Annotated in this window: 28 protein-coding genes; 8 read left to right on the forward strand and 20 right to left on the reverse strand. The window is 72.2% G+C overall.

Going from position 1 to position 24,591, the window contains the following annotated elements:
- Positions 1-176 precede the first annotated feature (176 nt).
- Together E3N83_RS13175 and E3N83_RS13180 are read right to left on the reverse strand one after the other, a co-directional pair.
- Positions 177-2,549: a sodium-translocating pyrophosphatase gene (locus E3N83_RS13175; protein ID WP_151083678.1), complete on the reverse strand. Its 2,373-nt coding sequence runs from the start codon at positions 2,547-2,549 to the stop codon at positions 177-179.
- Between the two features lie 145 nt (positions 2,550-2,694).
- A complete protein-coding gene (locus E3N83_RS13180) occupies positions 2,695-3,033 on the reverse strand; it encodes an STAS domain-containing protein (protein WP_151083679.1) in 339 nt (112 codons plus the stop codon).
- A 148-nt stretch (positions 3,034-3,181) separates the two neighbouring features.
- Between E3N83_RS13180 and E3N83_RS13185 the strand changes: the two genes are divergently transcribed.
- Both E3N83_RS13185 and E3N83_RS13190 read left to right on the forward strand, forming a co-directional pair.
- Positions 3,182-5,506: a DEAD/DEAH box helicase gene (locus E3N83_RS13185; RefSeq protein WP_238342894.1), complete on the forward strand. Its 2,325-nt coding sequence runs from the start codon at positions 3,182-3,184 to the stop codon at positions 5,504-5,506.
- 13 nt (positions 5,507-5,519) lie between these two features.
- Positions 5,520-5,813 carry a hypothetical protein gene (locus E3N83_RS13190; protein WP_151083680.1) on the forward strand — a complete coding sequence of 98 codons (294 nt, stop codon included), beginning with the start codon at positions 5,520-5,522 and terminating at the stop codon, positions 5,811-5,813.
- A 9-nt stretch (positions 5,814-5,822) separates the two neighbouring features.
- Here the strand turns inward: E3N83_RS13190 and E3N83_RS13195 are convergent, their stop codons facing one another.
- The 7 genes from E3N83_RS13195 to ssd form a co-directional block, all read right to left on the reverse strand.
- Positions 5,823-6,182, reverse strand: a complete 360-nt coding sequence (locus tag E3N83_RS13195) for an Rv3654c family TadE-like protein (RefSeq protein ID WP_151083681.1) — start codon at positions 6,180-6,182, stop codon at positions 5,823-5,825.
- Complete coding sequence (locus E3N83_RS13200; RefSeq protein ID WP_238342895.1) at positions 6,179-6,532, reverse strand: TadE family type IV pilus minor pilin; 354 nt, start codon at positions 6,530-6,532, stop codon at positions 6,179-6,181. Before E3N83_RS13200 ends, E3N83_RS13195 begins: the two co-directional genes overlap by 4 nt.
- On the reverse strand, positions 6,529-6,699 hold the full coding sequence (locus E3N83_RS13205) for a DUF4244 domain-containing protein (protein WP_151083682.1): 171 nt from the start codon (positions 6,697-6,699) through the stop codon (positions 6,529-6,531). The genes E3N83_RS13200 and E3N83_RS13205 overlap by 4 nt, the downstream gene beginning before the upstream one ends.
- Positions 6,700-6,846: 147 nt before the next feature.
- Positions 6,847-7,557, reverse strand: a complete 711-nt coding sequence (locus E3N83_RS13210; protein WP_191907799.1) for a type II secretion system F family protein — start codon at positions 7,555-7,557, stop codon at positions 6,847-6,849.
- Positions 7,554-8,318, reverse strand: a complete 765-nt coding sequence (locus E3N83_RS13215) for a type II secretion system F family protein (protein ID WP_151083684.1) — start codon at positions 8,316-8,318, stop codon at positions 7,554-7,556. The genes E3N83_RS13210 and E3N83_RS13215 overlap by 4 nt, the downstream gene beginning before the upstream one ends.
- Positions 8,315-9,469, reverse strand: coding sequence for a TadA family conjugal transfer-associated ATPase (locus E3N83_RS19820; protein ID WP_151083685.1), 1,155 nt, complete (start codon positions 9,467-9,469; stop codon positions 8,315-8,317). Before E3N83_RS19820 ends, E3N83_RS13215 begins: the two co-directional genes overlap by 4 nt.
- On the reverse strand, positions 9,466-10,518 hold the full coding sequence (gene ssd, locus E3N83_RS19825; protein WP_151083686.1) for a septum site-determining protein Ssd: 1,053 nt from the start codon (positions 10,516-10,518) through the stop codon (positions 9,466-9,468). Before ssd ends, E3N83_RS19820 begins: the two co-directional genes overlap by 4 nt.
- 130 nt (positions 10,519-10,648) lie before the next feature.
- Between ssd and E3N83_RS13230 the strand changes: the two genes are divergently transcribed.
- Positions 10,649-11,458 (forward strand): HAD family hydrolase, encoded by an 810-nt coding sequence (locus E3N83_RS13230; protein WP_151083687.1) that lies wholly within the window; start codon positions 10,649-10,651, stop codon positions 11,456-11,458.
- Between the two features lie 301 nt (positions 11,459-11,759).
- Here the strand turns inward: E3N83_RS13230 and E3N83_RS13235 are convergent, their stop codons facing one another.
- Positions 11,760-12,467, reverse strand: coding sequence for a Fic family protein (locus E3N83_RS13235; protein WP_151083688.1), 708 nt, complete (start codon positions 12,465-12,467; stop codon positions 11,760-11,762).
- 72 nt (positions 12,468-12,539) lie between these two features.
- On the opposite strand from E3N83_RS13235, the gene E3N83_RS13240 reads away from it, so the two are divergent.
- The 3 genes from E3N83_RS13240 (at position 12,540) to acs (ending at position 16,269) form a co-directional block, all read left to right on the forward strand.
- Complete coding sequence (locus tag E3N83_RS13240) at positions 12,540-13,430, forward strand: class I SAM-dependent methyltransferase (RefSeq protein WP_151083689.1); 891 nt, start codon at positions 12,540-12,542, stop codon at positions 13,428-13,430.
- A 126-nt stretch (positions 13,431-13,556) separates the two neighbouring features.
- A complete protein-coding gene (locus tag E3N83_RS13245; protein WP_151083690.1) occupies positions 13,557-14,162 on the forward strand; it encodes an acetate uptake transporter in 606 nt (201 codons plus the stop codon).
- A 133-nt stretch (positions 14,163-14,295) separates the two neighbouring features.
- The gene (gene acs / locus E3N83_RS13250; RefSeq protein ID WP_238342896.1) at positions 14,296-16,269 is read left to right on the forward strand and encodes an acetate--CoA ligase; all 1,974 of its coding nucleotides are present in this window, start codon (positions 14,296-14,298) and stop codon (positions 16,267-16,269) included.
- 272 nt (positions 16,270-16,541) lie between these two features.
- Here acs and E3N83_RS13255 read toward each other — a convergent pair whose 3' ends face one another.
- A complete protein-coding gene (locus E3N83_RS13255) occupies positions 16,542-16,733 on the reverse strand; it encodes a hypothetical protein (RefSeq protein WP_151083691.1) in 192 nt (63 codons plus the stop codon).
- 112 nt (positions 16,734-16,845) lie between these two features.
- Between E3N83_RS13255 and E3N83_RS13260 the strand changes: the two genes are divergently transcribed.
- On the forward strand, positions 16,846-17,247 hold the full coding sequence (locus E3N83_RS13260) for a phage holin family protein (RefSeq protein WP_151083692.1): 402 nt from the start codon (positions 16,846-16,848) through the stop codon (positions 17,245-17,247).
- A gap of 1 nt (position 17,248) precedes the next feature.
- Here E3N83_RS13260 and E3N83_RS13265 read toward each other — a convergent pair whose 3' ends face one another.
- From E3N83_RS13265 to nth, 4 genes are read right to left on the reverse strand one after another with little or no spacing between them, the layout of a single operon-like run.
- Positions 17,249-18,424 carry a MarP family serine protease gene (locus tag E3N83_RS13265; RefSeq protein ID WP_151083693.1) on the reverse strand — a complete coding sequence of 392 codons (1,176 nt, stop codon included), beginning with the start codon at positions 18,422-18,424 and terminating at the stop codon, positions 17,249-17,251.
- A complete protein-coding gene (locus E3N83_RS13270; RefSeq protein WP_151083694.1) occupies positions 18,421-19,113 on the reverse strand; it encodes an NUDIX hydrolase in 693 nt (230 codons plus the stop codon). The genes E3N83_RS13265 and E3N83_RS13270 overlap by 4 nt, the downstream gene beginning before the upstream one ends.
- On the reverse strand, positions 19,110-19,709 hold the full coding sequence (locus E3N83_RS13275; RefSeq protein WP_151083695.1) for a TlpA disulfide reductase family protein: 600 nt from the start codon (positions 19,707-19,709) through the stop codon (positions 19,110-19,112). Before E3N83_RS13275 ends, E3N83_RS13270 begins: the two co-directional genes overlap by 4 nt.
- Positions 19,706-20,434 (reverse strand): endonuclease III, encoded by a 729-nt coding sequence (nth, locus tag E3N83_RS13280; protein WP_151085256.1) that lies wholly within the window; start codon positions 20,432-20,434, stop codon positions 19,706-19,708. Before nth ends, E3N83_RS13275 begins: the two co-directional genes overlap by 4 nt.
- A 152-nt stretch (positions 20,435-20,586) precedes the next feature.
- Between nth and E3N83_RS13285 the strand changes: the two genes are divergently transcribed.
- Entirely contained in the window at positions 20,587-21,264 is a 678-nt protein-coding gene (locus tag E3N83_RS13285) for a Crp/Fnr family transcriptional regulator (RefSeq protein ID WP_151083696.1), read from the forward strand.
- Positions 21,265-21,308: 44 nt separating this feature from the next.
- On the opposite strand, the gene E3N83_RS13290 is transcribed toward E3N83_RS13285, so the two are convergent.
- Genes E3N83_RS13290 through E3N83_RS19585 form a run of 5 tightly spaced genes read right to left on the reverse strand, consistent with a single transcriptional unit; the run spans position 21,309 to position 24,567 of the window.
- The gene (locus E3N83_RS13290) at positions 21,309-22,220 is read right to left on the reverse strand and encodes a sulfotransferase domain-containing protein (protein WP_151083697.1); all 912 of its coding nucleotides are present in this window, start codon (positions 22,218-22,220) and stop codon (positions 21,309-21,311) included.
- A 60-nt stretch (positions 22,221-22,280) separates the two neighbouring features.
- The gene (locus tag E3N83_RS13295) at positions 22,281-23,075 is read right to left on the reverse strand and encodes an MBL fold metallo-hydrolase (RefSeq protein ID WP_151083698.1); all 795 of its coding nucleotides are present in this window, start codon (positions 23,073-23,075) and stop codon (positions 22,281-22,283) included.
- A complete protein-coding gene (locus E3N83_RS13300; protein WP_238342898.1) occupies positions 23,072-23,917 on the reverse strand; it encodes an NUDIX hydrolase in 846 nt (281 codons plus the stop codon). Before E3N83_RS13300 ends, E3N83_RS13295 begins: the two co-directional genes overlap by 4 nt.
- A gap of 9 nt (positions 23,918-23,926) precedes the next feature.
- The gene (locus E3N83_RS13305) at positions 23,927-24,409 is read right to left on the reverse strand and encodes a RidA family protein (protein ID WP_151083700.1); all 483 of its coding nucleotides are present in this window, start codon (positions 24,407-24,409) and stop codon (positions 23,927-23,929) included.
- Positions 24,406-24,567, reverse strand: coding sequence for a Sp36 family protein (locus E3N83_RS19585; RefSeq protein ID WP_238343187.1), 162 nt, complete (start codon positions 24,565-24,567; stop codon positions 24,406-24,408). The genes E3N83_RS13305 and E3N83_RS19585 overlap by 4 nt, the downstream gene beginning before the upstream one ends.
- Between the last annotated feature and the right edge of the window lie 24 nt (positions 24,568-24,591).

Here is a 24,591-nt window from a genome sequence, read left to right on the forward strand (position 1 = left end):
GCGCCGAGTCGGCGTCGTACGAGCGTCTCTTTGTGCCGAGTCAGCGCGCTCTGGCTGCCCCTTTGCGCCGACTCGGCGTCGTATGCCCGCCTCTTTCCGCCGACTCGGCGAAATGACACGCGGCCCGCCCGGATCTCTCCGGACGGGCCGTCGTGCGGTGCGGGTGCGGACCCGGGTCAGCCCTGGGTCTCGAACTGCTGGGTCGGCGCCACCTCGTCGTGCGGGGTGCCGGGCTCGGACGCCGGAGCCGGCGGGGCCGGGGTACCGGAGTCGTCGTCGCCGAGGGTGACCGGACGCTGCTTGGAGATGTAGACCGCGACCACCACGATGCCGGCGGCCACGATCGCGATGATGATCCGCAGCGCGTCGTGCTGGTCCTTGCCCACGCTCATGGAGACGACGGCGCTGGCGATCAGCAGCGAGACCAGGTTCATCACCTTGATCAGCGGGTTGATCGCCGGACCGGCGGTGTCCTTGAACGGGTCGCCCACGGTGTCACCGATGATGGTGGCCTCGTGTGCCAGCGAGCCCTTGCCGCCGTGGTTGCCGTCCTCGACCAGCTTCTTGGCGTTGTCCCAGGCACCACCGGAGTTGGCCAGGAACACCGCCATCAGGGTGCCGGTGCCGATCGCGCCGGCCAGGAAACCGGCCAGCGCCGTGACGCCGAGGCCGAAGCCGACGGCCACGGGCGCGAGCACCGCGAGGAGACCCGGCGTGATCAGCTCACGCAGGGAGTCCTTGGTGACGATGTCGACGACCTTGCCGTACTCGGGTCGACCCGTGCCCTCCATGATCCCGGGGATCTCGCGGAACTGACGGCGTACCTCGTAGACCACCGCGCCGGCCGCCCGGCCGACGGCGTTGATGGCCAGCCCGGAGAACAGGAACACGACCGCGGCACCAAGGAGGATCCCGACCAGCACGGCCGGGTTGAACACCTCGAAGTTGAGCAGGTTGCTCTCCTTGGCGGTCGGCTGCGCCTTGACCAGCGCCTCGGCCACCGAGGTGGCGTAGGAGCCGAACAGCGCCGTCGCGGCGAGTACGGCGGTCGCGATCGCGATGCCCTTGGTGATCGCCTTGGTGGTGTTGCCCACCGCGTCGAGCTCGGTCAGGATCTGCGCGCCCTCGGGGCTCACGTCACCCGACATCTCCGCGACGCCCTGGGCGTTGTCGGAGACCGGGCCGAAGGTGTCCATGGCCACGATCACGCCGACGGTGGTCAGCAGACCACAACCGGCGAGCGCGACCGCGAACAGCGAGATGGTCAGCGTCGCGCCACCGAGCAGGTAGGCCAGGAACACGGCGGCACCGATGACCAGCGTCGTGTAGACCGCTGACTCGAAGCCGACTGCCAGACCCGACAGGATCACCGTCGCGGCGCCGGTCAGCGAGGTCTTGCCGACGTCCTTGACCGGCTTGTACTCGGTGCCGGTGAAGTAGCCGGTGAGCGCCAGGATGCCGGCGGCCATCACGATCCCGATGACCACGGCGGTCGCTGCGATCAGGCGCGGGTCGCCGGAGGCGCCGCCCATGTCCGCGCCGGTGACGTTGCTGAAGCCGGCGAAGCTGCTGGGCAGGTAGACGAAGGACAGGATCACGCACGCCACCGCGGCGATGGCCGCGGAGATGTAGAAGGCGCGGTTGATCGTCTTCAGGCCGTTCTCGCCGACCTTCGGCTTGCACAGGTAGACGCCCGCGACGGCCGTGAGCGCACCGATCGCGGGGATCAGCAGCGGGAAGACGAGGCCCTTGTCGCCGAAGGCCTGCGAGCCGAGGATCAGCGCCGCGACCAGGGTGACGGCGTACGACTCGAAGAGGTCGGCAGCCATGCCGGCGCAGTCACCGACGTTGTCGCCGACGTTGTCGGCGATGGTGGCGGCGTTGCGCGGGTCGTCCTCGGGGATGCCCTGCTCGACCTTGCCGACCAGGTCGGCGCCGACGTCGGCGGCCTTGGTGAAGATGCCGCCACCGACTCGCATGAACATCGCCAGGAGGGCGGCACCGAAGCCGAAGCCCTCCAGCACGTGCGGCGCCTTGTCCTGGAAGGTCAGGACCACGACGCTCGCGCCCAGCAGGCCCAGGCCCACGGTCAGCATGCCGACCATGGCGCCGGTGCGGAAGCCGATCCGCATCGCGGGCTCGCGTCCGCCCACCTCGTTGGCGGCCGCGGCGACGCGCAGGTTGGCGCGCACCGCCAGGCTCATGCCGAGGTAGCCGACCGTGGCGGAGAAACCGGCACCGAACAGGAAGAAGATCGATCGTCCGATCCGCACCCCCCAGTCGTCGGCAGGCAGCGCCATCAGCAGGAAGAACGCGATCGCCGCGAACACGGCGAGGGTGCGGAACTGCCGAGTCAGGTAGGCATTGGCGCCCTCCTGCACCGCGTGAGCGATGTTCTTCATGTTGTCGGTGCCTTCACCGGCGGCAAGGACCTCTTGGCGGAACATGTACGCCATCGCGAGCGCGCCGAGCGCGATCAGGGCGACGATGATGACCAGCACGAGGTTGCCCCCGGAGAGGGTCACGACGGCGGGAATGATCCCGGTCATGTGTTTCCTCCTGGGAATACGTTCACAGACGTTGCGGCGCGGATTGTGCCATGCGCCCCGGGGATCATGTCAGACGGGAGCGGTGCCAACCACATCGGGCTGACCCGCGCGAACGCCTCCTCACGTCGTACGACGTGAGGAGCGGTCAGCTGGCGGCGAGGGCCGCTTCAGGGGTGTCGTGGATGACGAACACCTTGGCCAGCCCGGTGATCCGGAAGATCTTCAGGAGGCGGTCCTGGTTGCAGACCAGCTGCAGGGAGCCCTCGTGGGCGCGGACCTTCTTCAGGCCGCCGACCAGCACGCCGAGGCCGGTGGAGTCGAGGAACTCCACCGCAGACATGTCGATGACGATGTCGTAGGTGCCGGCGGCGACCAGCTCGGTGATCTCCTCGCGCAGACGCGGGGCCGTGTAGACGTCGATCTCGCCCGCGACGGACACGACGGTGCGGCCCTCGGCCTCGCGCGTCGTAATCGTCAGATCCACCAGTCCACTCCTGTGGTCGCTGCCTGGCGCAGGACCCCCTCTGGCCCCTTGCCGTTCTGCACAATCAAACCACGGTCTGCCGCATCGTGGGCACCAAGCCGCCACGACGCGTGGACAAGCTGTCGGAGGCCTTTGGGAGACTGGCGGCGTGCCAGGAGTCGTGCAGGGCCCGACGAGCCGGTCCGCCCTGCGGCTCGCCGCCCGCCCCGGACACGAGGACTCCCTGCGCCACCAGCGGGTGCTGCCGTCCCGGGAGGCCCGCACCGCGCCGTGGCCGACCTGGGTCAGCGCGGAGGTGGTCGCGGCCTTCGGAGCGCGCGGGGTCGGGACTCCGTGGCGACACCAGGTGACCGCGGCGGAGGCCGCCCAGGCCGGGCACCACGTCGTACTCTCCACCGGCACCGCGTCAGGAAAGTCGCTCGCCTACCAGCTGCCGGCCCTGACCCACATCCTCGAACGCCGTGGACCGAGGGGCGAGCGCGGGGCCACCACGCTCTACATCAGCCCCACCAAGGCCCTGGCTCAGGACCAGCTCGCCGCCGTGGCCGGCCTCGGACTCGGCGTCCGGATCGCCACCCACGACGGTGACTCGAGCTACGAGGAGCGCGACTGGACCCGTGAGCACGGCGAGTACGTCCTCACCAACCCCGACATGCTCCATCGCTCCCTGCTACCCCGCCACGACCGGTGGGCCGGGCTGTTCGGCTGCCTCGACCTCGTCGTGGTCGACGAGTGCCACCACTACCGCGGCGTGTTCGGGGCCCATGTCGCCCAGGTGCTACGGCGACTACGCCGGGTGTGCGCCGCCCACGGCTCCGAGCCCACTTTCGTGCTCGCCTCGGCCACGGTCGGCAACCCCGCCGAGCACGCCTCCCGGCTCACCGGCCTCGAGGTGGTGGCCGTCAGCGACGACTCCTCACCGAGGGGCGAGCTCACCGTCGCGCTCTGGGAGCCGCCCTTCACGTCGTACGCCGGTGAGAACGGCGCGCCGGTCCGGCGGGCCGCCTCCTCGGAGACCGCCGACCTGCTGACCGACCTGGTCGCCGACGGCGTCCGGACCCTGGCGTTCGTCCGGTCCCGACGTGGCGCGGAGCAGGTCGCGAGCACCGCCGCCGGTCTCCTCGCCGAGGTCGACGCCTCGCTGCCGGAGCGGGTCGCGAGCTACCGCGGTGGCTACCTGCCCGAGGAGCGGCGCGAGATCGAGCAGGCGCTGCGTGACGGACGGCTGCTCGGCCTCGCGGCGACCAACGCCCTCGAGCTCGGCATCGACGTCTCGGGCCTGGACGCCGTGCTCGTCGCGGGGTTCCCCGGCACCCGAGCCGCGTGGTGGCAGCAGGTCGGTCGGGCCGGGCGAAGTGCCGGTGACGCGCTGGCGGTGCTGGTCGCCCGCGACGACCCGCTCGACACCTATCTGGTCAACCATCCCGAGGCGCTGCTCGACCAGGCGGTCGAGTCGACCGTCTTCGACCCCGACAACCCCTATGTGCTGCGCCCGCACCTGTGCGCCGCAGCCCAGGAGGTCCCGCTGCGCACGGACGGGCTGGCGCTCTTCGGTCCGACCGCGCGCGCCCTCGTGGACGAGCTCACCGAGGAGGGGCGGCTGCGGCGTCGACCCCAGGGTTGGTACTGGACCCACCCCGAGCCGGCGAGTGCCCTGGCCGACATCCGGTCCGGGAGCGGGCGCCCGATCGCGCTCGTGGAGGCCACCACCGGCCGGGTCGTGGGCACCGTGGACTCCTCGAGCGCGCATTCGACTGCTCACACCGGCGCGGTCTACGTCCACCGGGGTGACAGCTGGCTGGTCGAGACGCTCGACCTCGACGACCACGTCGCGACGATCACCCGCGCTGACGTCGCCTACTCCACCACCGCCCGCGAGCTCACCGACATCAGCATCGAGACCGAGCTCGAGCACCGCACCTGGGGTGCGGCGCGGATCTGTTTCGGGACCGTCGACGTCTCGCACCAGGTGGTGTCCTACCTACGTCGTCGCCAGCCCTCCGGTGAGGTGATCGACGAGACCCCGCTCGACCTCCCGGTGCAGACGCTGCGCACCCAGGCCGTCTGGTGGACCCTCCCGGAGGACGTTCTGGCCGAAGCCGGCCTCGCTGGCGGCGACCTGCCCGGGTCTGCGCACGCCGCCGAGCACTGCTCGATCGGGCTGCTCCCGCTCTTCGCCACCTGCGACAGGTGGGACATCGGCGGGGTGTCCACGGCCCTGCACGCCGACACCGGCCGCCTGACCGTGTTCGTGTACGACGGTCATCCGGGCGGCTCCGGCATCGCGGCCCGGGGCTACCAGACCGCGGCCGCGTGGCTGGCCGCCACCCGCGAGACGATCACGTCGTGCGAGTGTCCCGACGGCTGTCCTTCCTGCGTGCAGTCGCCCAAGTGCGGCAACCAGAACCACCCGCTCGACAAGGACGGCGCCGTGCGCCTTCTCGACGTGCTTCTCGCCGGAGCGCCGAGGTGAGTAGCCTGCCTGCATGGTCGTGCTCGGACTCCTGCTGATCGGCGCCGGCGTGCTGTTCATCCTGGCGGCGCTTTTCAGCACTAGCGGGACGGCCTCGCTCCTCGGCGCCGATCTGGGCGCCCGGACGATCTTCCTGCTCGGGCTCGCCTCCGGGGTGGCCATCCTGTGGGGCTTCACGATCTCGCGGGTGGGGGTCCAGAGGTCGTTGCGGCACCGTCGCGAGAGTCGCGAGCTCCGCAAGCTCTCGCAGCGCAACGCCCGCACCGACGCCGTACCGACCCGGCCCGCCGACGACACCGGCGACTGACCGAACTGCTCAGCCGGGCCCGGCCCGCGCCCGCGCCGTCAGGTCGGAGGTCTGGCCCAGCCAGTGCGGCCCGGGGGCCGTCACCGTCAGCGTCACGGTCGTGCCGGACACGAGGCAGGACGTGACCCTGACCCCGTCGGCCGCAGCGACCAGCGCGGCCGCCCGGCACGGGTCGGCACCCAGGGCCAGGGCCCGGGCTGCCGAGAGCGCAGCGAGGTCGGCCCCCGCTTGGGCCACGCGATGGGCGTGGACCATCGCCGCCACCACCCCCAGGGCACCGCCGACCAGCAGCAGGACGGCGGAGAAGGCGAGGACAAGCACCGTCGCCGAGCCCCGCTCGGAGCACGGCCGCGCGCCGGTGTCGCTCATGGGGACTCGGCCGCGGTGACCGCCCGGGCATGCAGCCGCACCTCGGGCAGGAAGCCGAGCAGGCCGCCCGGTGGCCCCACGTCGCCGGACGCCGTGGCGACCGCAGCGCCGTCCCCGACGGTCACGGTCACCGACGAGCCGGGCGCCACCTGCTCCCCCCTCGACACGGCCTCCCCCAGAGGGTCGCCACGTGCAGCCGCGCGGGCGGCCTCCCGGGCGGCGTCGACCATCTGCACCTGGGCGACGCCGATGCTGAGCAGCCAGACCAGCCCGATCGTCAGCGCCACCAGGAGCGGGATCGACATGGCGAGCTCGGCGGTGGCCGCGCCGCGTTCGTCGAACCGTCTCACCCGATGCCCAGCAACGACAGGACGTGGTCGAACAGCGTGCGCAACAGCTGCTCGCCGAAGCCTCCGGTCAGCAGCTTGAACAACAAGCCGGCCAGCCCGGCCCCGGCGGCCGTGCCGACGGCGTACTCGGCCGTGGTGATGCCGCGGTCGTTGCATTTCCTGTGCATGGTCTCCTCCTCGGTGGCCGCGGGATGCGGCCCTGTCGACAACCCTCACGCGGGACCGCCCGGCGCGGTCGAGGGTCGGGGGCGACCTGTGGGCGAGTACGGCGCGAGCAGCGTCGGTGGACGACGGGCGGGCCGAACGGCGTCGTCTCATAGCGCCAGGGACTCCATGAGTCCGACGGCGAGCGGCACGATCCCGAGCAGGATGAACGACGGCAGCAGGCACAGGCCCAGAGGCACCGCCGCCTTCACCCCGACCGATCGGGCTCGCTCCTCGATCCGGACCCTCGAGCGCTGGGCGAGCTCGTCGGCAAGGCCGGCAACGGCCACAGCCACGGAGGCTCCTGACTTGTGGGCTCGCACCATGGTCCCGCCCAACGTGGCCAGCCGTTCGTCGTCGAGCAGTGGCGCCCAGGCACTCTCGACATCGATCCCCAGGGCAAGCCTCGGCGCGACCGTCGAGACCAGCTCTGCGGCCGGGCCGGGGTAGGCATCGCAGACCAGCCGGACCGCGTCCGCGGTCGCGCACCCCGACTCCAAGGCGCCCGCCAGCAGATGCACCAGACCGGGAAGGTCGCGCTCGGCCGCCTCGCGGGCACGGCGTACGGCAGGTGGCTCGGTGCGACCCAGGACGAACCACGTCACCGCGGCCCCGAGCCCGCCGACCGGCAGCCCGGCGCGACCGGAGACGAACAACGCGATCCCGACGCCGGCCAGCGTCGCCCAGAGCAACCGGAGCCGGGCATCGGAGCCACCATCGTGGAGCGGCCTCCCCGACCCGGCGCCGCGAGCCCGCGGCAGCTCCGGCAGCAGCCACAGAGCGGCCGCACCCGCCAGCGCCGCGGCCACCAGCGAGCTCACGGGTCGGCCGCACGGGCCAGGAGCTCGATCCACCACAACCCGAAGAATCCGATGCCCAGCCCGCCGGCCAGGCAGGCCAGGCCGACGGGGGTGGCGAGCAGGAAGCTCCACGGGTCTGCCCCCGAGCCGGTGCCCATGAGCAGGGCCAGCACGGGAAGCGCGGCGACGAGCCGGGAGGTGGCGCGGGCAGAGGACAGCTCACCGGCGACGGCACGCCGGGTGCTCTGGTCGAGTCGACAGGCGTCAGCCACCCTGCGGGAGCTGCCGGCCAGGCCGGAGCCGGTACGCTGCGACACCGCCCAGGCGCCGGCCAGCAACCGCAGACCGTCGGCACCCGGCGCCCGCGCTGCCGTCCGCATGGCCGCCGGCACGTCACCCCCGAGCCGACAGGCGTCGGCGACGGGTCGCAGGGCCGGCCACGTCGCGGCGGCCTCGTCCAGAGCCGCACCGGGAGGCCGCCCGGCCCCCAGCTCGGCGGCCAGTAGGTCGCACACCTCGACCACGGCTGAGGTCGTCCGCGCGGCCGACCGCGTCTCGGCCCGACGGCGCCACAGCAACCGGCCGCCGGCCGCCGCGACGGCCAGGATCGCGCACAGCACCAGCCAGGTGCCCGGACGGAGGACGACGGCGATCGCCAGCACGCCTGCCGCCCATCGGCCCGCGGGCCTGGGTGGCGACGGGCCGAGGGCAGAGGACGGCAGCGCCAGGAGAACGGCGGCCGACGCCAGCGCAGCGGCCAGCACGGGCACCGGCACGGTCATCGGCACAGCCGCTCCACCAGCTCGGACTCGCCCGGGCCGGTCACCGCAGCACCGTCGCCCGGGAACGAGATCGCCGTGCGAACCTCTGCCGTCCCGTCGGTACGGCGTACCGGCACCGCCACCTCGCGCAGCATCCGGCGCCCGTCGTGATCACGCCCGAGATGGAGCACGGCGTCGATCCCGGCCAGGAACTGGCTGTGTGCGGCGTCGCGGCCGAGCCCGGCGGCCAGCGCCAGCGCCTCGACCCGGGCCGGGACGTCGCGAGCGGAGTTCGCATGGATCGTGCCGCAGCCGCCCTCGTGGCCGGTGTTGAGAGCCGCCAGCAGCTCGACGACCTCGGCGCCGCGCACCTCTCCGACGACCAGTCGGTCGGGGCGCATCCGGAGCGCCTGCCGCACCAGCTGACGCAGCCCGATCTCGCCGGCTCCCTCGACGTTGGCGGGCCGGGCCTCGAGCCCGACCACATGCGGGTGGTCGGGCCGCAGCTCACTGGCGTCCTCGACGAGCACCAGCCGCTGGGAGCCCGGCACCAGCGACAACAACGAGTTGAGCAGGGTGGTCTTTCCCGAACCGGTGCCACCGCTGACCAGGAAGGCGAGGCGCCTCGACACGAGGGTGCGCAGCAGCCGCGCCCCGTGGTCGGTGACGGTGCCGGAGGCCACCAGCTCGTCGAGGGTGAGCACGCGACCGCGCGGCACCCGCAGCGACAGTGCGGTGCCGGGACGGGCGAGCGGCGCGAGCACGGCATGGAACCGGGTGCCGTCGGCCAGCCGGACGTCCACGTGGGGCGTGGCGTCGTCGAGACGGCGACCGCCGGTGGCGGCGAGCCGCTGCGCCAGCCGGCGGACGGCGTCGTCGTGCGGGAAGGTGATGCCGGTCTGCTCCAACCCCCCGCCCCGGTCGACGTAGACGTGGTCGGGACCGTTCACCAGCACGTCGGTCACCCCGTCGAGACGGAGCAGCGGCTCGAGAGGTCCGGCCCCGACGACATCGCGCCGCAGCGTCTCGTGCACGGCGAGCACGGTGGCGTCGCCCACCGGTCTGCCCGAGGCCCGCAGCGCCTCGGCGACCCGGTGCGGGGTCAGCGGACCCGGCTCACGCGCCAGCCGGTCGCGCACCTCGTCGACCAGGGCGTCGGTGGCCGTCGTCACGCGGCCCTGACCCGGGTCGCGCCCAGACCTGCCAGGACGTTCGACGCCGCCCGACCGAGCGGGCCTCGGCGGGTGCGGACCGGCCCGAGCCCGAGGTCGATCGACTCGCCCAACCCGCGCTGGTCGGCCATCCGGACCAGGACCGGGGCCCGCACGAGCGAGGCCACCGCGTCGTCCTCGACCCCGGCCCCGCGCACCACCAGGCCGAGCCGACCGGGCTCGGGGAACCGCCCGCACAGCCGCACCGCGGCCGAGACGCCCGGAACGCTGGGCGCCACCACCACCAGCACCTGGTCGCACCGCGACGTGATCTCCTCGACCAGCGGGTCGGGGCCGCGAGGAAGGTCGACGACGACGAGGTCGTGGCCCCGCCGGGCAGCCGAGAGCACCTCGCGCACCGCGAAGGCCTGGAGCGGGCGGGGCTGCGGTCCGGCGTACCAGCTCAATGCCGCCACCCCCTCGCGACGGGGCAGTGAGTCCCGCAGGGCGCGGGCGCTCAGGCGCCCGGTCGCGTGGCCGAGGGAGTCCCAGCGAACTCCGTCGACGAGGTCGAGCCCGAGCACCCGGTCGACGCCGGGGCCGAGCGGATCGGCGTCCACCACGACCGACGGACCGGACCGCCCGGCCACCTGAGCCAGCGCGCAGGCGAACGTGGTGGCTCCGGCACCGCCGCTGCCCCCGATCACCCCGATCGTGAGGCCGCGGGCCGGGCCGGTGTCGACCACGTCGGTGAGCCGCTCGATCAGCCAGCCCTCGGACCGGGGCAGCTCGGCCACGCTCTCGGCCCCGCAGGCGAGCGCGGTCTGGAACACGGAGTCCGGGCTCGAGCCGAGCAGCACCACGAAGACCGCGTCCCGCCGGGTCGGGCCCGCCCGGGCCACCGCCTCGGCGAGGTCGGCACCCACGAGCACCAGCGGCGCCGAGAGCCAGCCGCGCAGGGCGGCCGGCACGTCGTGGGCCACCTCGGGCGTGGTGCCGGCGGCAGCAGCGAGCCTGAGGAGCTCGTCGAGGAGCGACTCGTCGGCGGTCACGAGCAACGGAGTGGTCATGGGAGCAACGTTGCGCCGGCCGCCCCCCGTCCGCGGCCTCCCCGGCATCCTGCTGTGGACGAGGGGCGCGCCGACCGGGCCTGTGCACGATCACCGGGCCGGAGGAGATCCCGAGACCTACCATGGCGGTATGCCGACAGCCCGCGGACCCGCACCTCGAGCGCGGTCCGCGGCGTTCTTCGACCTCGACAAGACGATCATCGCCAAGTCGAGCTCGCTGGCGTTCTCCAAGCCGTTCCAGGCCGGTGGGCTGATCACCCGCGGCGCGATGCTGCGCTCGGCGTACGCCCAGTTCGTCTTCCTCGTCGGCGGCGCCGACCACGATCAGATGGAGAAGATCCGGGCGTTCATGTCGCAGCTGGTCGAGGGCTGGGACGTCGAGACGGTCAAGGAGATCGTCGCCGAGACGCTGCATCACGTGGTCGACCCGATCGTCTACGACGAGGCGGTCTCGCTGATCGAGGAGCACCACCTCGCAGGTCGCGACGTCGTGGTGGTCTCGGCCAGCGGCACCGAGGTGGTGGAGCCGATCGGCGAGATGCTCCACGCCGACCACGTGATCGCGAGTCGCCTGCAGATCGTTGACGGCAAGTACACCGGCGACATCGACTACTACGCGTATGCCGAGGAGAAGGCTCGGGCGATCGAGGCGCTCGCCGAGGACCGCGGCTACGACCTCGACGCCTGCTTCGCCTACAGCGACTCGATCACCGACGCGCCGATGCTGGAGATCGTCGGCCATCCCCATGCGGTCAACCCCGACCGCGAGCTGCGCCGGCTGGCGGCCTCGCACGGCTGGCCCGTCCTGCAGTTCACCCGGCCGGTGACCCTGCGCAGCCGGCTGCCGGTCAAGCCCACCCTGGCCGCCCTGACGATCGGTACGGCGGTGACGCTGGGCGGGGCGATCTGGTTCAACCGGCGCCGTCGGCTGGGCGCCTGACCGACCGACACGCACACCCACCGGGCCGGGTCAAAGTCAAGAGGCCGGGAGTGTTGATAGGTCCCCTCGACCGGCGTACAAACGAAGTAGCCACAACTCAACAGACCCGCACACGAGCCAGGTACCCACGCGGCGATCCACCCTTCTTGAGGGCGCTTGTCATCGGGAACCTCCCGCGGCAGCCATTGGTAGCAGCACGCCTGGTAGCCAGGTCTCGTGTGTCAGCGGCGGCACCCGAGCGATCGGGTGCCGCTCGCATGTGGAGCTCGCTCGCAGATGTGAGCGGAGCGACGCGGGACGCTCAGTCGCGCAGTGGGCTCGCCTCGGCGCCGGCGGCGTAGGCCTCCGCGCAGTAGAGGAGCCAGGCCTGCGCTGCGGCCCGGCTCCCACCGGCGTAACCGCGGAGGTTGGACTCGTACGCCGGCCTCAGCGTCAGGTGCCCGGCCTCCGGCACCACCAGCGACTTGGCGTCGACCCCCGTGCTCACCAGCACCAGCCGCTCGGCTGCCCGGGCGACCAGCCCGTTGCCCGATGCGAACGGCGCCGCCACCACCAGCTCGGCGTGCAGCAGCGCGGCGGTGACCAGGGCCGGCCGCTTCGTCGGCAGTACGGCGAGCACGCCGCGCAGCCGCTCGGCCGCGGCCGCGTCGCGGGGCCGGCCGAGCTGGTCGTCGGCGACGGAGCCGGCACCGGCCACGGTGTGCAGCCGGGCCAGGGCCTGGGCCGGACTGCGGGCGAAGACCGGCACCAGTCCCAGCAGCTCCACCGACAGCCGCAGCGCCGCCTGCGCAACCGGGTCCCCGGCGCCGGCCCGCACCTCGTCGAGGCTCGAGGTCGACCCGTCCAGGACCGCACTGGCCCGGGCCCCGCGGATCAGCGACTCGCCGGTCAGGTCCGGGGAGGTGCTCCGCAGGCCACGGTCCCGCAGCATCGTGTCGATGCCGTCACGGGTGGCGGCGAACGCCGAGGCCACACCCTCGGTCCGCTCGATCCCGTCCAGCCGCTCCATGGCCGACCACAGTAGTGAGCCGCGGCGGCGGGTCGCCGGGCACCGGTCCCGCGGCCGGTAGCCTCGGACCCGATGACCGACGAGCAGCACACCCCCACCGACCCCCAGGTCGACGACGTGACGCCGGACGCCCACCCCGACTGGGCGCATTCGTTCGGCAGCGTGGCCGAGGCCTACGACCGCGGGCGGCCGTCGTACACCCTGGACGCGGTGACGTGGCTGATCGGCGACGACCCGGCAACTGTCCTCGAGCTCGGTGCGGGCACCGGCAAGCTGACCCGGGTCCTGGTCGCGGCGGGCCACGACGTGCACGCCACCGACCCCGACCCCGCCATGCTCGCCCTGCTCGAGGCTCACCTGCCCGGTGTCCGCACCGCCGTCGCGGGTGCCGAGGAGATTCCGCTGGCGGACGCGTCGGTCGACGTGGTGATCGCGGCCCAGGCGTTCCATTGGTTCGACCTCGAGCGTGCGCTGCCCGAGATCGCGCGGGTGCTGCGCCCCGGTGGGCGGATCTGCCTGGTGTGGAACCAGCGCAACGAGAAGATCCCGTGGGTGCGCCGGCTCGGCGCCATCATCGGCACCCAGGAGCAGCTGCGTGACCCGGCGGAGGCGCTGATCTTCAGCGAGCTCTTCGGTTTCGTCGAGGAGTCGGAGTTCACGCACTGGCAGACCATCGACCGCAAGACGATCCAGGACCTCGTGCTGTCGCGCTCCAACATCGCCGTCCTCGACGAGGCCGGGCGCGCGGCCAAGCTGGCCGAGGTGCTCGCCTTCTACGACGACTACGGCCGTGGTATGGACGGCATGCAGCTGCCCTACGTCACCCGGTGCTTCCGCGCCCACGTGCTGGACCGGCCGGCCCGGACCCCCGACCGCGATCCGGAGGACGGTCCCGACGAGGCGGCGACGCCCGCCCGCCCCGACGGTCCGGACGACGACGTCCTCCTGATCGACTTCCGCTGACCAGGCCCCCTTGACCGGGCCGACCGGTCGGGGTGAAGGTCTAGGGGTTCGACCGCTAGCGGCCGCCGGGCACCCCCGGGGTTCCTTCTCGGGACGGCCGGGGCTGCGCTATCTCGAGGAGCAGCCTTGTCCGAACCCGCGCACCCCACGCCGACCCACGTCCCCGGTGCCCACATCGCCGACCCCGCACCCCTGGGGCTGGCCGGCTTCGCCCTGACCACGTTCGTGCTGAGCACCGTCAACGCGGGCTGGCTGCCCGAGACGCTGACCCCGGTCGTCTTCGGCCTGGCCCTGGCCTACGGCGGCATCGCCCAGTTCGCCGCCGGCCTGTGGGAGTTCGCCAAGGGGAACACCTTCGGCGCCACCGCCTTCTGCTCGTACGGCGCGTTCTGGGTGTCCTACTGGTGGCTCACCGGCCACAACGCCGCGCAGCTACCCGCGGCCGACGCGCACAAGGCGATCGGCATGTACCTCCTGGCCTGGGGCATCTTCACCGCCTACATGTCGGTCGCCGCGACCCGGGTCAGCCTCGCGGTACTCGCCGTGTTCGTGCTGCTGACGATCACCTTCCTGCTCCTGGCCTGGGGCGAGTTCGCGACTTCGACCGGCATCACCAAGACCGGCGGCTACGTCGGCCTGCTCACGGCGCTGGCGGCGTGGTACGCGTCGTTCGCCGGCGTCACGGCGTTCACGCACCAGCGGCAGATCGCGCCCGTCGGCCCCCGGCGGTAGCCGGCCGCCACCACCCCGTCCGGAAGCCGGGACCAACGCCGTGCCAACCCGGCGGACCTAGTCTGGGGGCTTGGTCCCGGCTCCCGGGCAACCAGCAGACGTTCGGTCAGAGTCACCGAGGAGGAGCACAGTCGTGAGCGACGAGACCCTGTCCAACCTGATGCACGAGATGCGCCGTTTCGAGCCGCCCGCCGAGCTCGCCGCACACGCGAACGTGACGGCCGACGTCTACGCCGAGGCCGACGCCGACCGGCTGGCGTTCTGGGAGAAGGCCGCCGAGCGGCTGTCGTGGGACACGAAGTGGGACCGCGTGCTCGACTGGGACAACGCCCCGTTCGCCCAGTGGTTCGTCGGCGGCAAGATCAACGCGGCGTACAACTGCGTCGACCGGCACGTCGAGGCCGGCAACGGCGACAAGGTCGCCTATCACTGGGTCGGGGAGCCGGAGAACGACACCCGCGACATCACCTACGCCGAGCTCAAGGACCTCGTCTGCCAGGCGGCGAACGCCCTGACCGGGCTCGGCGTGAAGGCCGGTGACCGCGTCGCGATCTACATGCCGATGATCCCCGAGACCGTGGTCGCGATGCTCGCCTGCGCCCGGATCGGAGCTCCGCACACCGTCGTGTTCGGCGGCTTCTCCTCGACCGCGCTGCGCGACCGGATCCAGGACTGCGACGCCCGCGTCGTGATCACGTCGGACGGCGGCTACCGGCGCGGCGCACCGGCGGCGCTGAAGCCGGCCGTCGACGAGGCGGTCGCGCAGTGCCCCGACGTGCGCAGCGTGCTCGTGGTCCAGCGCACCGGGCAGGACGTCGAGTGGGACGACTCCCGCGACGTCTGGTGGGACGACGCCGTCGGCACGGCCAGCACCGAGCACACCCCCGAGGCGTTCGACTCCGAGCACCCGCTCTACGTCATGTACACCTCGGGCACCACCGGCAAGCCCAAGGGGATCCTGCACACGACCGGCGGCTACCTCGTCGGTACGTCGTACACGCACTGGTCGGTCTTCGACCTCAAGCCCGAGACCGACATCTTCTGGACCGCCGCCGACATCGGCTGGGTCACCGGTCACTCCTACATCGTCTACGGGCCGCTGGCCAACGGGACGACGTCGGTGATGTACGAGGGCACGCCGGACACCCCGCACAAGGGCCGCTGGTGGGAGATCATCCAGCAGCACAAGGTGACGATCCTCTACTGCGCGCCGACCGCGATCCGCACGTTCATGAAGTGGGGTTCCGACATCCCCGATGAGTTCGACCTGTCCACGCTGCGCCTGCTCGGCTCGGTCGGGGAGCCGATCAACCCCGAGGCCTACATCTGGTACCGCGAGACCATCGGCGGTGGCCGCTGCCCGGTGATGGACACCTGGTGGCAGACCGAGACCGGCCAGCTGATGATCAGCCCGCTGCCCGGCATCACCGCCGGCAAGCCTGGCTCGGCGATGAAGGCCCTGCCCGGCATCGGTGCGCTGGTCGTCGACGACGAGGGGAACGCCGTACAGCCGGGGTCGGGCGGTTACCTCGTGCTCACCGAGCCGTGGCCCGCCATGCTGCGCACCCTCTGGGGCGACGACGAGCGCTACCAGGACACGTACTGGTCGCGGTTCCAGGGCCTGTACTTCGCCGGTGACGGCGCCAAGCTCGACGAGGACGGCGACATCTGGCTGCTCGGCCGGGTCGACGACGTGATGAACGTGTCGGGCCACCGGCTCTCCACCACCGAGATCGAGTCGGCCCTGGTCTCCCACCCGAAGGTTGCCGAGGCCGCCGTGGTCGGGGCGAACGACCCCGACACCGGCCAGGCGGTCAACGCCTTCGTGATCCTGCGCGAGTCGGCGCTCAAGGACGGCGAGAAGGCCGACGACGCGCTGATCCAGGAGCTGCGCAACCACGTCTCGAAGGAGATCGGGCCGATCGCCAAGCCGAAGTCGATCCTGGTCGTGCCCGAGCTGCCCAAGACGAGGTCCGGCAAGATCATGCGTCGGCTGCTGCGCGACGTGGCCGAGAAGCGCGACGTCGGCGACGTCACCACCCTCGCCGACTCCACGATCATGGACCAGATCAAGCAGGGCCTCGCGACCGGCAAGGACGACGACTGACGCTCACTCGGCACAAACAGGCATCCGTAGACCGCTGACTCGGCGCAAACAGGCACGAAGAGAACGCTGACTCGGCGCAAAGACGCACGTCCAGAAGGCTGACTCGGCGCAAACAGACGCGGACGACGTCGACCCAGCGCTCCGCTACTGCCCCTTTGCGCCGACTCAGCATTCTGCGGCTGCCCCTTCGCGCCGACTCAGCGCCCTTCGACTGCCCCTTTGCGCCGACTCAGCGGGATTTCACGGTCTCTTTCCGCCGGGTCGGCGGAGGATCAGGGCGCCCGAGACAGCGGCCAGGACGGAGGCGGCCAGGACGCGTCCCACGACGAGTTGGCCCAGATCACCGCCACCACGGCGGCCGCCAGCGCCAGCAGCCCACCGACGGCTTCGCTGCGCAGAACGCCGGCCAGGAAGCCCGCCTCCTCGGGCTGCGGGAGCGGGAGCACACGACGTTCGGCGGACACGCCCGGATCCTAGGACCCGGTGCGGATGCCCCCATCCGTAGCGGTGGGGTGGGCCCCCGTGGCCCGTTGTAGGGTCGGCACGTCATTCCGCCACCAGGGAGCCCGAGGTCACATGGGGACCGAACCCGTCAACGACACCGATCCCACGATCGGTCGACTCGTCTCGGACGCCAGCCGCGACATCTCGAGCCTGATCACCAACGAGATCAAGCTCGCCAAGTCCGAGCTGCAGGTCAGCATCAAGGCCGGCGGCCTCGGCATCGGGCTCTTCGCCGCGGCCGGGTTCTTCGCGCTGATGGCGCTGATCATGCTGTCGGTCGCGATCGCCTACTTCATCAACTGGAACGGCCACGGGCTCTCGCTGCACTGGGCGTTCCTGATCGTGTTCGGCTTCTACCTGCTGCTCGCCGGGCTGCTCGCGTTCGTCGGTCTGCGCAAGGTCAAGAAGGTGCGGGCACCGCAGAAGGCGATCGCCCAGGCGCAGGAGACCAAGCAGGTCCTCAAGCGCGGATAATTCAGGCCGCGCAGCCCTGGGTGGAGACCGGTCGCGACGCGATCCGGCCGGCGGCCGCGGCCTGGCCGACCTGCGAGGACGACAGCGCGTAGCCGGTGTCGCTGCTGGTCACCGACGCCGCGAACACCACTCCGACGACGCGCCCCGCGGAGTCGACGACAGGTCCGCCGGAGTTGCCGGGCCGGATCAGCCCGCGCAGCGAGAGCACGTCGCGGATCACCGTGCCGTTGCCGTAGATGTCGGGCGAGCGCAGCCGCTGGTCGGCCCGCACCCGCCCGATCTGTACGTCGTACGGACCGTTCTGCGGGTAACCGAGGATGGCCACACCGTCGCCGGCGCCGGCCGCGGCGGAGAGCCGCAGTGGCTTGACGCTGCCGGTCGGCACCGCCAGCACCGCGACGTCGGTGTCGGGGTTGTAGTAGACGACGTGCCCCGGGACGGTGCTGCCCGAGATGTCCACGAGCGGGTCGCTGACCCCCGCCACGACGTGCGCGTTGGTCATCACCCGGTCGGGGGCGTAGACGAAGCCCGAGCCCTCGATGCCCTGGCTGCAGGAGTTGGTGCTCCGGATCCGCACCACGCTGCTGGCGGCGCGGGTGACGTCGGGATCGGTGAGCAGCCGGTGCGGGCCGGGGGGTACGTCGACGATGCGCTCCGGCGCGAACGGCTCGAGGTAGCGGGGGAAGAACGTCGTGCCGACGACGTCGTTGAACGCCGACAGCTGCGAGCCGGCCGACGCCGGGAGCAGGGAGTTGACCTCGGCCAGGACCTTGGAGTCGCGCACCATCGGGGTGATGCCGACCAGGCCGGAGCCGGACAGGGCGACGCCGAGCGCCCAGGCCACCAGCAGCGCGGCGGCACCGCTGAGGACGGCGCCTCCCACGGCATCGAGGGCCCGGATCGGCTGCCACCGGATGTGGTCACGGAGCCGGGCACCCACGACCTGGAAGAGGGCCTGGCCCAGCGACGCGCAGAGGATCACGATGAACACCGCCGCCAGCGACACCAGGATCGAGGGCGAGGCGTTGCCCAGCGCGGTGGGCGCCAGCCAGACGCCGACCAGCCCGCCGAGCAGCAGGCCCACCGTCGCGAAGAGGCCGGTGATGAAGCCCTGCCAGTAACCGGAGACGGCGTACAGGACCACGATCAGGACCAGCACCCAGTCCAGCAGGTTCACCGTCGCTCCTCCGGTCGGGACTGCCCTGGACGGCCAGCAACCGTCGACCGGGCACCACCTTGCAGCATGTGGGCCGGGAGGTCACGTACGCGGGTGTCGTCCCAGGGCTCCGACCAGCCCACGAAGTCGAGCAGCCGCGAGATGATCCCCGCCGTGAAGCCCCACAGCACGACGTCCTTGCCCGGTCCGATCAGGAAGCCCGGGCCGAGCCAGCCGCTGGGGTGGCGGACCGAGATCCGGTGGGCCGGGTCGATCAGCTCGGCGAGCGGGACGCGGTAGACCGCGTGGACCTCGCGCGGGTCGACGACGCCGACCGGGCTCTCCCGGGCCCACCAGCCGAGCACGGGGGTGAGCGCGAAGTTGCTCGGTGGGAGCCACAGCTCGGGCAGCTCGGCGAAGACCTCGACCCCGTCGGGGCTCAGGCCGGTCTCCTCCTCCGCCTCACGGAGCGCGGCCTCGCGCGGCGTCTCGCCGGGGTCGATCGAGCCACCGGGGAAGGACACCTGCGCCGGGTGGGAGCGCATGTCGTGGGCGCGCTCGGTGAGCAGCAGGTCGCGCTCGCCTCCGAACAGCAGCAGCACAGCCCCGCGTCGCGCGACGGCGTCGTCGGGGGCGATGAACTTGGTCAGGTCGTCGACGGTGATCTCGCCGGCCGCCCGAGCCACCGGCTCCAGCCAGTCGGGGATCACCCGGCCACCCCGAGATAGTTCTTCGCGGCCGCCGCGACGTCCGCCTCACTCGTGTAGGCGTGGTACTCGATCCGGGCGATCGTGCCGTCGGCCTTCAGGAAGACGGTCATCGGCATCGCCGTCACGTGCGGCAGCGGGCTGGCCCGGTCGAGCGCTCCCCGGGGGTCGGCCACGAGCGGGTAGGCCACCCGGCTCCGCTTGGCCAGGTCGAGCGCGGCGCCGGGCTGCGTGTCGAGGTAGTCGATGCCGAGCACCTTCACCGCCGACTGGCTCTTCGCGTACGCCGCGAGGGCCGGCATCTCCTCGCGGCACGAGCCGCACCACGACGCCCAGAAGTTCACGATCATCGGCCCTCGGAGGCCGGCCATGTCCACCGGGCGTCCGCCGCCCAGGCAGGGGACGGTGATCGAGGGCATCCCCCCGGTCACCGCGCCCGACGCGGTCTTCGGGCAGTCGGGGATGTCGCTGTGCTTCTTCTTGGCCACCAGGTCGGGCGCCGGGACGGTGAGGGTCTTGTCGCCGTCGTAGGTCGGGCGGTGGGGGCCCGAGCAGGCGGTCAGCGCCACGATCGCCGCCGCCAGCAGCGCCCGCCTCATGCCGGGCCCTGGGTCTTGACCAGCTTCGCCGCGGCCAACGGGTCGACCGGCCCCTCGCCGTACGACGGGCACCAGCGCGCGACCGGGCAGGCGCCACACGCCGGCTTCTTGGCGTGGCAGACCCGGCGGCCGTGCCAGATCAGGTGGTGGCACAGCATCACCCAGGCGCGCTTCTCGAAGAGCGCACCCACCGCGTGCTCGACCTTGACCGGGTCGGTCTCGTCGGTCCAGCCGAAGCGCCTGGCCAGCCGCCCGAAATGCGTGTCGACGGTGATGCCGGGGATGCCGAAGCCGTTGCCGAGCACGACGTTGGCCGTCTTGCGGCCGACACCCGGCAGCGTGACCAGATCGGCGAGCCGGGCCGGCACCTGGGCGTCGTAACGCTCGACGAGGGCGGCGCTGAGCTTCAGCAGGGCGTCGGTCTTGGCCCGGAAGAAGCCGAGCGGCCCGATGATCTGCTCGAGGTGCTCACGCGGCGCGGCCGCCATCGCCCGGGCGTCGGGATAGGCCGCGAACAGCGTGGGCCGGACGGCGTTGACCCGGCGGTCGGTGGTCTGGGCGCTCAGCACGGTGACCACCAGCAGCTGGAACGGGTCGTCGAAGTCGAGCTCGATGGTCGCGTCGGGATAGGTCTCCGCGAGCACCCGGTCGATCCGCCGGGCCCTCCTGACCAGACCGGTCCGGGTCTCGGTCGCGGGGCTCTCGACTGGGGAGCCCCCTGGCACGGTTGGCACGCTCCCAGCCTACGGGGGGCCACCGCCACCCCCTCCCTTCTACCAAGGGGTGGGTGTGACCTGAGGCACTCTGGATAGGATCAGGCAGGCCGGCGAGCGCGCCCGACGTACGGGCGCGCCGGAGCGGGCGATGGAGGAAGTCCGTGGACAACGAGGTACTGCGTCAGGCACCGCTGTTCAGTGCCCTGGACGACGAGGCCGCCACCGCTCTGCGCGGCTCGATGAGCGAGTCCAAGCTGCGTCGCGGAGACGTGCTCTTCCACGAGGGGGACGCCGGAGACCGGGCCTACGTCGTGCTCGACGGCAAGATCAAGCTCGGCCGCACCTCCAGCGACGGCCGGGAGAACCTCCTGGCCATCCTCGGCCCGGGTCAGATGTTCGGCGAGCTCTCGCTGTTCGATCCCGGCCCCCGCTCGGCGACCGTCACCGCCGTCACCGACGCGACGTTCCTCTCGCTGACCCACGACGACCTCCTGCGCTGGCTCGACGGCCGCCCGGCCGTGGCCCGGGGTCTGCTCGCCCAGCTGGCGGGCCGGCTGCGCAAGGCCAACGACGTGGTCGCCGACCTGGTCTTCTCCGACGTGCCCGGCCGCGTGGCCAAGGCGCTGCTCGACCTCGCCGACCGCTTCGGCCGGACGGCCGACGACGGCGTCCACGTCCACCACGACCTGACCCAGGAGGAGCTCGCCCAGCTGGTGGGCGCCTCCCGCGAGACCGTCAACAAGGCGCTCGCCGACTTCGCCTCGCGCGGCTGGCTGCGGCTCGAGCCGCGCTCGGTCGTGATCATGGAGGTCGACCGCCTCCGCCGCCGCGCCCGCTGACCGCTCTGCGCTCTCGGCCTTCCGCCCGCTGCTCGGCGATGGCGTCACCGTGCCGGAGGTGAGGCGTCCAAGGCGGCCCGCAGGTCGGCGTACGACGTCAGTCCGGTCCTCGGAGTCACCCTCGTCCGCCAGGCGGTGTCGAGCTCCCGGTGCAGCTCGACGGACACGGCCTGCCGCTGGGCGCCGACCCCGTCAGGCGCCACCTTGGACAGTGATGACGCGGGCGGCAGGCGCATCCGGTGCCGGACGGACTCGAAGAGCAGCGCGTCGTCGAACTTGGACTCGTGCTGCTTCATGAAGCCGAGCCGGGCCTGCGCCACCACGACTTCCCGTAGCTCGTCCGTCAGGGGGATGCTAAGGAAGGCGGCCACCGCGGCGACGGTTCCGGGAAGGTCGGCCACCATCGACTCGTAGCAGAAGATCCGCACGTCGGGGTCGTCCCGTCGTGGCCACGCCGCCGCCACGTGCTGGTGCACCTCACACCGTGGCAGGAAGAAGTCGCGGGCGAAGGTCTCGAAGTCGAGGCGGTCCGCGTCGAGGAACGATCCCGCGAAGAAGCGGTAGTGCGAGACCAACGCATCGGCAGGGTCGCGGAGCACCACGATGTACCGAGCACCGGGCGGCACGCCGTCGAGCCCGGCGTGGGACTTGAACACATGCGGTCGACGAGGGTGCTGGGCCGCGCGTGCGGCGTCCGGGTCGACGTGCGACATCCCGAGCCAGGGGACGACCTCGTTGATGTTCGCGAAGTCCATGGACCCGCCGCTGCGCAGTCCGTGGACGATCTGCTGCATCCAGGTGGTGCCGCACTTGGGTGGGGTCGTGATGAAGACGTCGCCGGGCTCGGGCACGAACTCGTCCAACGTGCGACGTCCCCCGGGCGTCAGCATCGCGTCCAGGCGTCCGATGAGGTCCTCGACCTCGGAGGGCCGGGTGAACGGGCCGTCCCCACACATGGTCGAGTCAGTACTCCCCACGGACGCCGGCAGTCAAGAGCGGCAACCCCGCTCCCGAGGTCACCGGCGGTCGAGGTAGGCGAGCTGGGCGCGCACCGACAGCTCGGCTGCGGGCCACAGCACCGGGTCGACGTCGGCGTACACGATCTCGACGACGCGGCCCGGCAGTGCGTCGTCGTACGGCGTGCCCTCGGCTCGGAGAACCCGGAGGGCGTCGCGCACCTGATCGAGCCGCTCGCGACGGTGCGCCCGGTAGTGCTCGAGGACAGGCAGGGCGCGGTCGATGACCGGGCCGTGTCCCGGCCAGACCGTCTCGATCTCGTGCGCCTCGGCAAGAGCGTGCAGCCGGTCGAGGGAGGACAGATAGGCCCCGAGCTCGCCGTCGGGATGGGCCACGACGGTGGTGCCGCGGCCCAGGACCGTGTCTCCGGTGAGCACCGCGCGCTCGGACGGGACCACGAACGACAGGGAGTCGGCGGTGTGGCCGGGCGTCGCCACGACGTGCACCTCCAGGTCACCGACGGCCACCACGTCTCCGTCACCCAGACCCTCGGAGCCGAGCCGCATTCCCGGGTCGAGCGCGCGCACCCCGCAGCCCATCCGCTCGGCGAAGGACCGCGCCGCCTCCGAGTGGTCGAGGTGGTGGTGGGTCAGGAGGACCACCGCGACGTCGCCGGCCGCAGCCGCGACCGCGTCGAGGTGGGCCGGGTCGGGAGGTCCGGGGTCGACCACGATCGAGCGGCCCTCCGGCGCCCGCAGCACCCAGGTGTTGGTGCCGTCCAGGGTCATCGGCGAGGCGTTGGGCGCGAGCAGGCAGTGACCGAGCGTCCCGACGCCGCCGCGCGACCAGGTCATTCGAGCCGCGCCTCGACCAGAGGAGCCAGATGGGCCGGGGCGGACAACGTGGCGCCGGCACCTCTGCCCTCGACCTCGGGGGTGAAGATCTCGACGACCCGGTCACCCGCAGCGGCGAGCACGTCGACAGGGCTGGCGTGCTGGGCGATCTCCAGGCAGGTCAGGTAGGTCGGCGGCAGCATCCCGAGCTCGCCGGCGTCCACCCGGTCGCAGGCTTCCCCCGCGCCCAGCCAGGTCACCGACGACGACTCGGTCGACACGTCGCGGGTGCGCTGGCCGGCCGGCAGCGCCGCGACGAAGAACCTGGCGCGGAAGCGCCGTGGCTCGAAGACAGGTGTGCACCAGCCCGACCAGGCGCCGAGCAGGTCGCTGCGCAGCACCAGCCCGCGGCGGTCGAGGAAGTCGGTGAACGAGAGGTCCTTCCCCTCCAGCGCCAGCCGGTCGGCCTCCCAGTCGGCACCGGTGGTGTCGGCGACGACCTCGTCGGCCGACGGGCCGGCCAGCAGCACCCCCGACTCCTCGAAGGTCTCGCGGACCGCCGCACAGACCAGCGCGCGGGCCAGCTCCTCGGAGGCACCGAGCCGCAGGGCCCACGTGGCCGGTGGCGGGCCGGCCCAGGCCACCGTGTGGTCGAAGTCCCGCTCGTCGACACCGCCACCCGGGAAGACGCACATGCCGCCCGCGAAGGCCATCGAGGTCTGCCGACGGAGCAGATAGACCTCGGGCCCGGCGTCGCCGGGTCGCATCAGCACCACGGTGGCCGCGTCGCGCGGCTCCACCGGCGTCCGCGAACCGTCCGCGAACGCGCGAGCCTCGTCGACCAGCTGGGGAGGCAGGCTCACCCGCACCGGTCAGGCCTGGTGGTCGGGCGAGGTCGCGACCTCGACGAGGAGCTCCACCTCGACCGGGGCGTCCAGCGGGAGTACGGCGACCCCGACGGCCGAGCGCGCGTGCACGCCTGCGTCACCGAACGCCGTACCGAGCAGCTCCGAGGCGCCGTTGGCGACCTGGGGCTGTCCGGTGAAGTCCGGCGCCGAGGCGACGAAGACCACGACCTTGACGATCCGCGCGACCTGGTCGAGGTCACCGATCTGCGACTTCACCGCCGCGATCGCGTTCAGCGCGCACTGCTGGGCGCAGGCGACGCCCTCCTCGGGCGAGATCTCCGCGCCGACCTTGCCGGTCGCGATCAGCTGGCCCGACCGCATCGGCAGCTGGCCCGAGGTGAAGACCTGCGACCCCGACCGGACCGCCGGCACGTAGGCCGCGACAGGCGCCGCGACCTCGGGGACGCTCATCCCGAGCTCGGCGAGCCGGTCCTCGACGGCACTCACGAGGCGTCCACGGGACGCTTGAAGTAGCCGACGAGGTTCTCCGGGTTCATCCCCGGCGCCACCTGGACGAGCTCCCAGCCGTCGGCCCCGAAGTTGTCGAGGATCTGCTTGGCCGCGTGGGTGAGGATCGGGGCAGTGAGGTACTCCCACCGTTGGATCTGGGTCATGGCGCGACCCTACTC

The organism is Nocardioides cynanchi (genome assembly GCF_008761635.1).
GTDB lineage: Bacteria > Actinomycetota > Actinomycetes > Propionibacteriales > Nocardioidaceae > Nocardioides > Nocardioides cynanchi.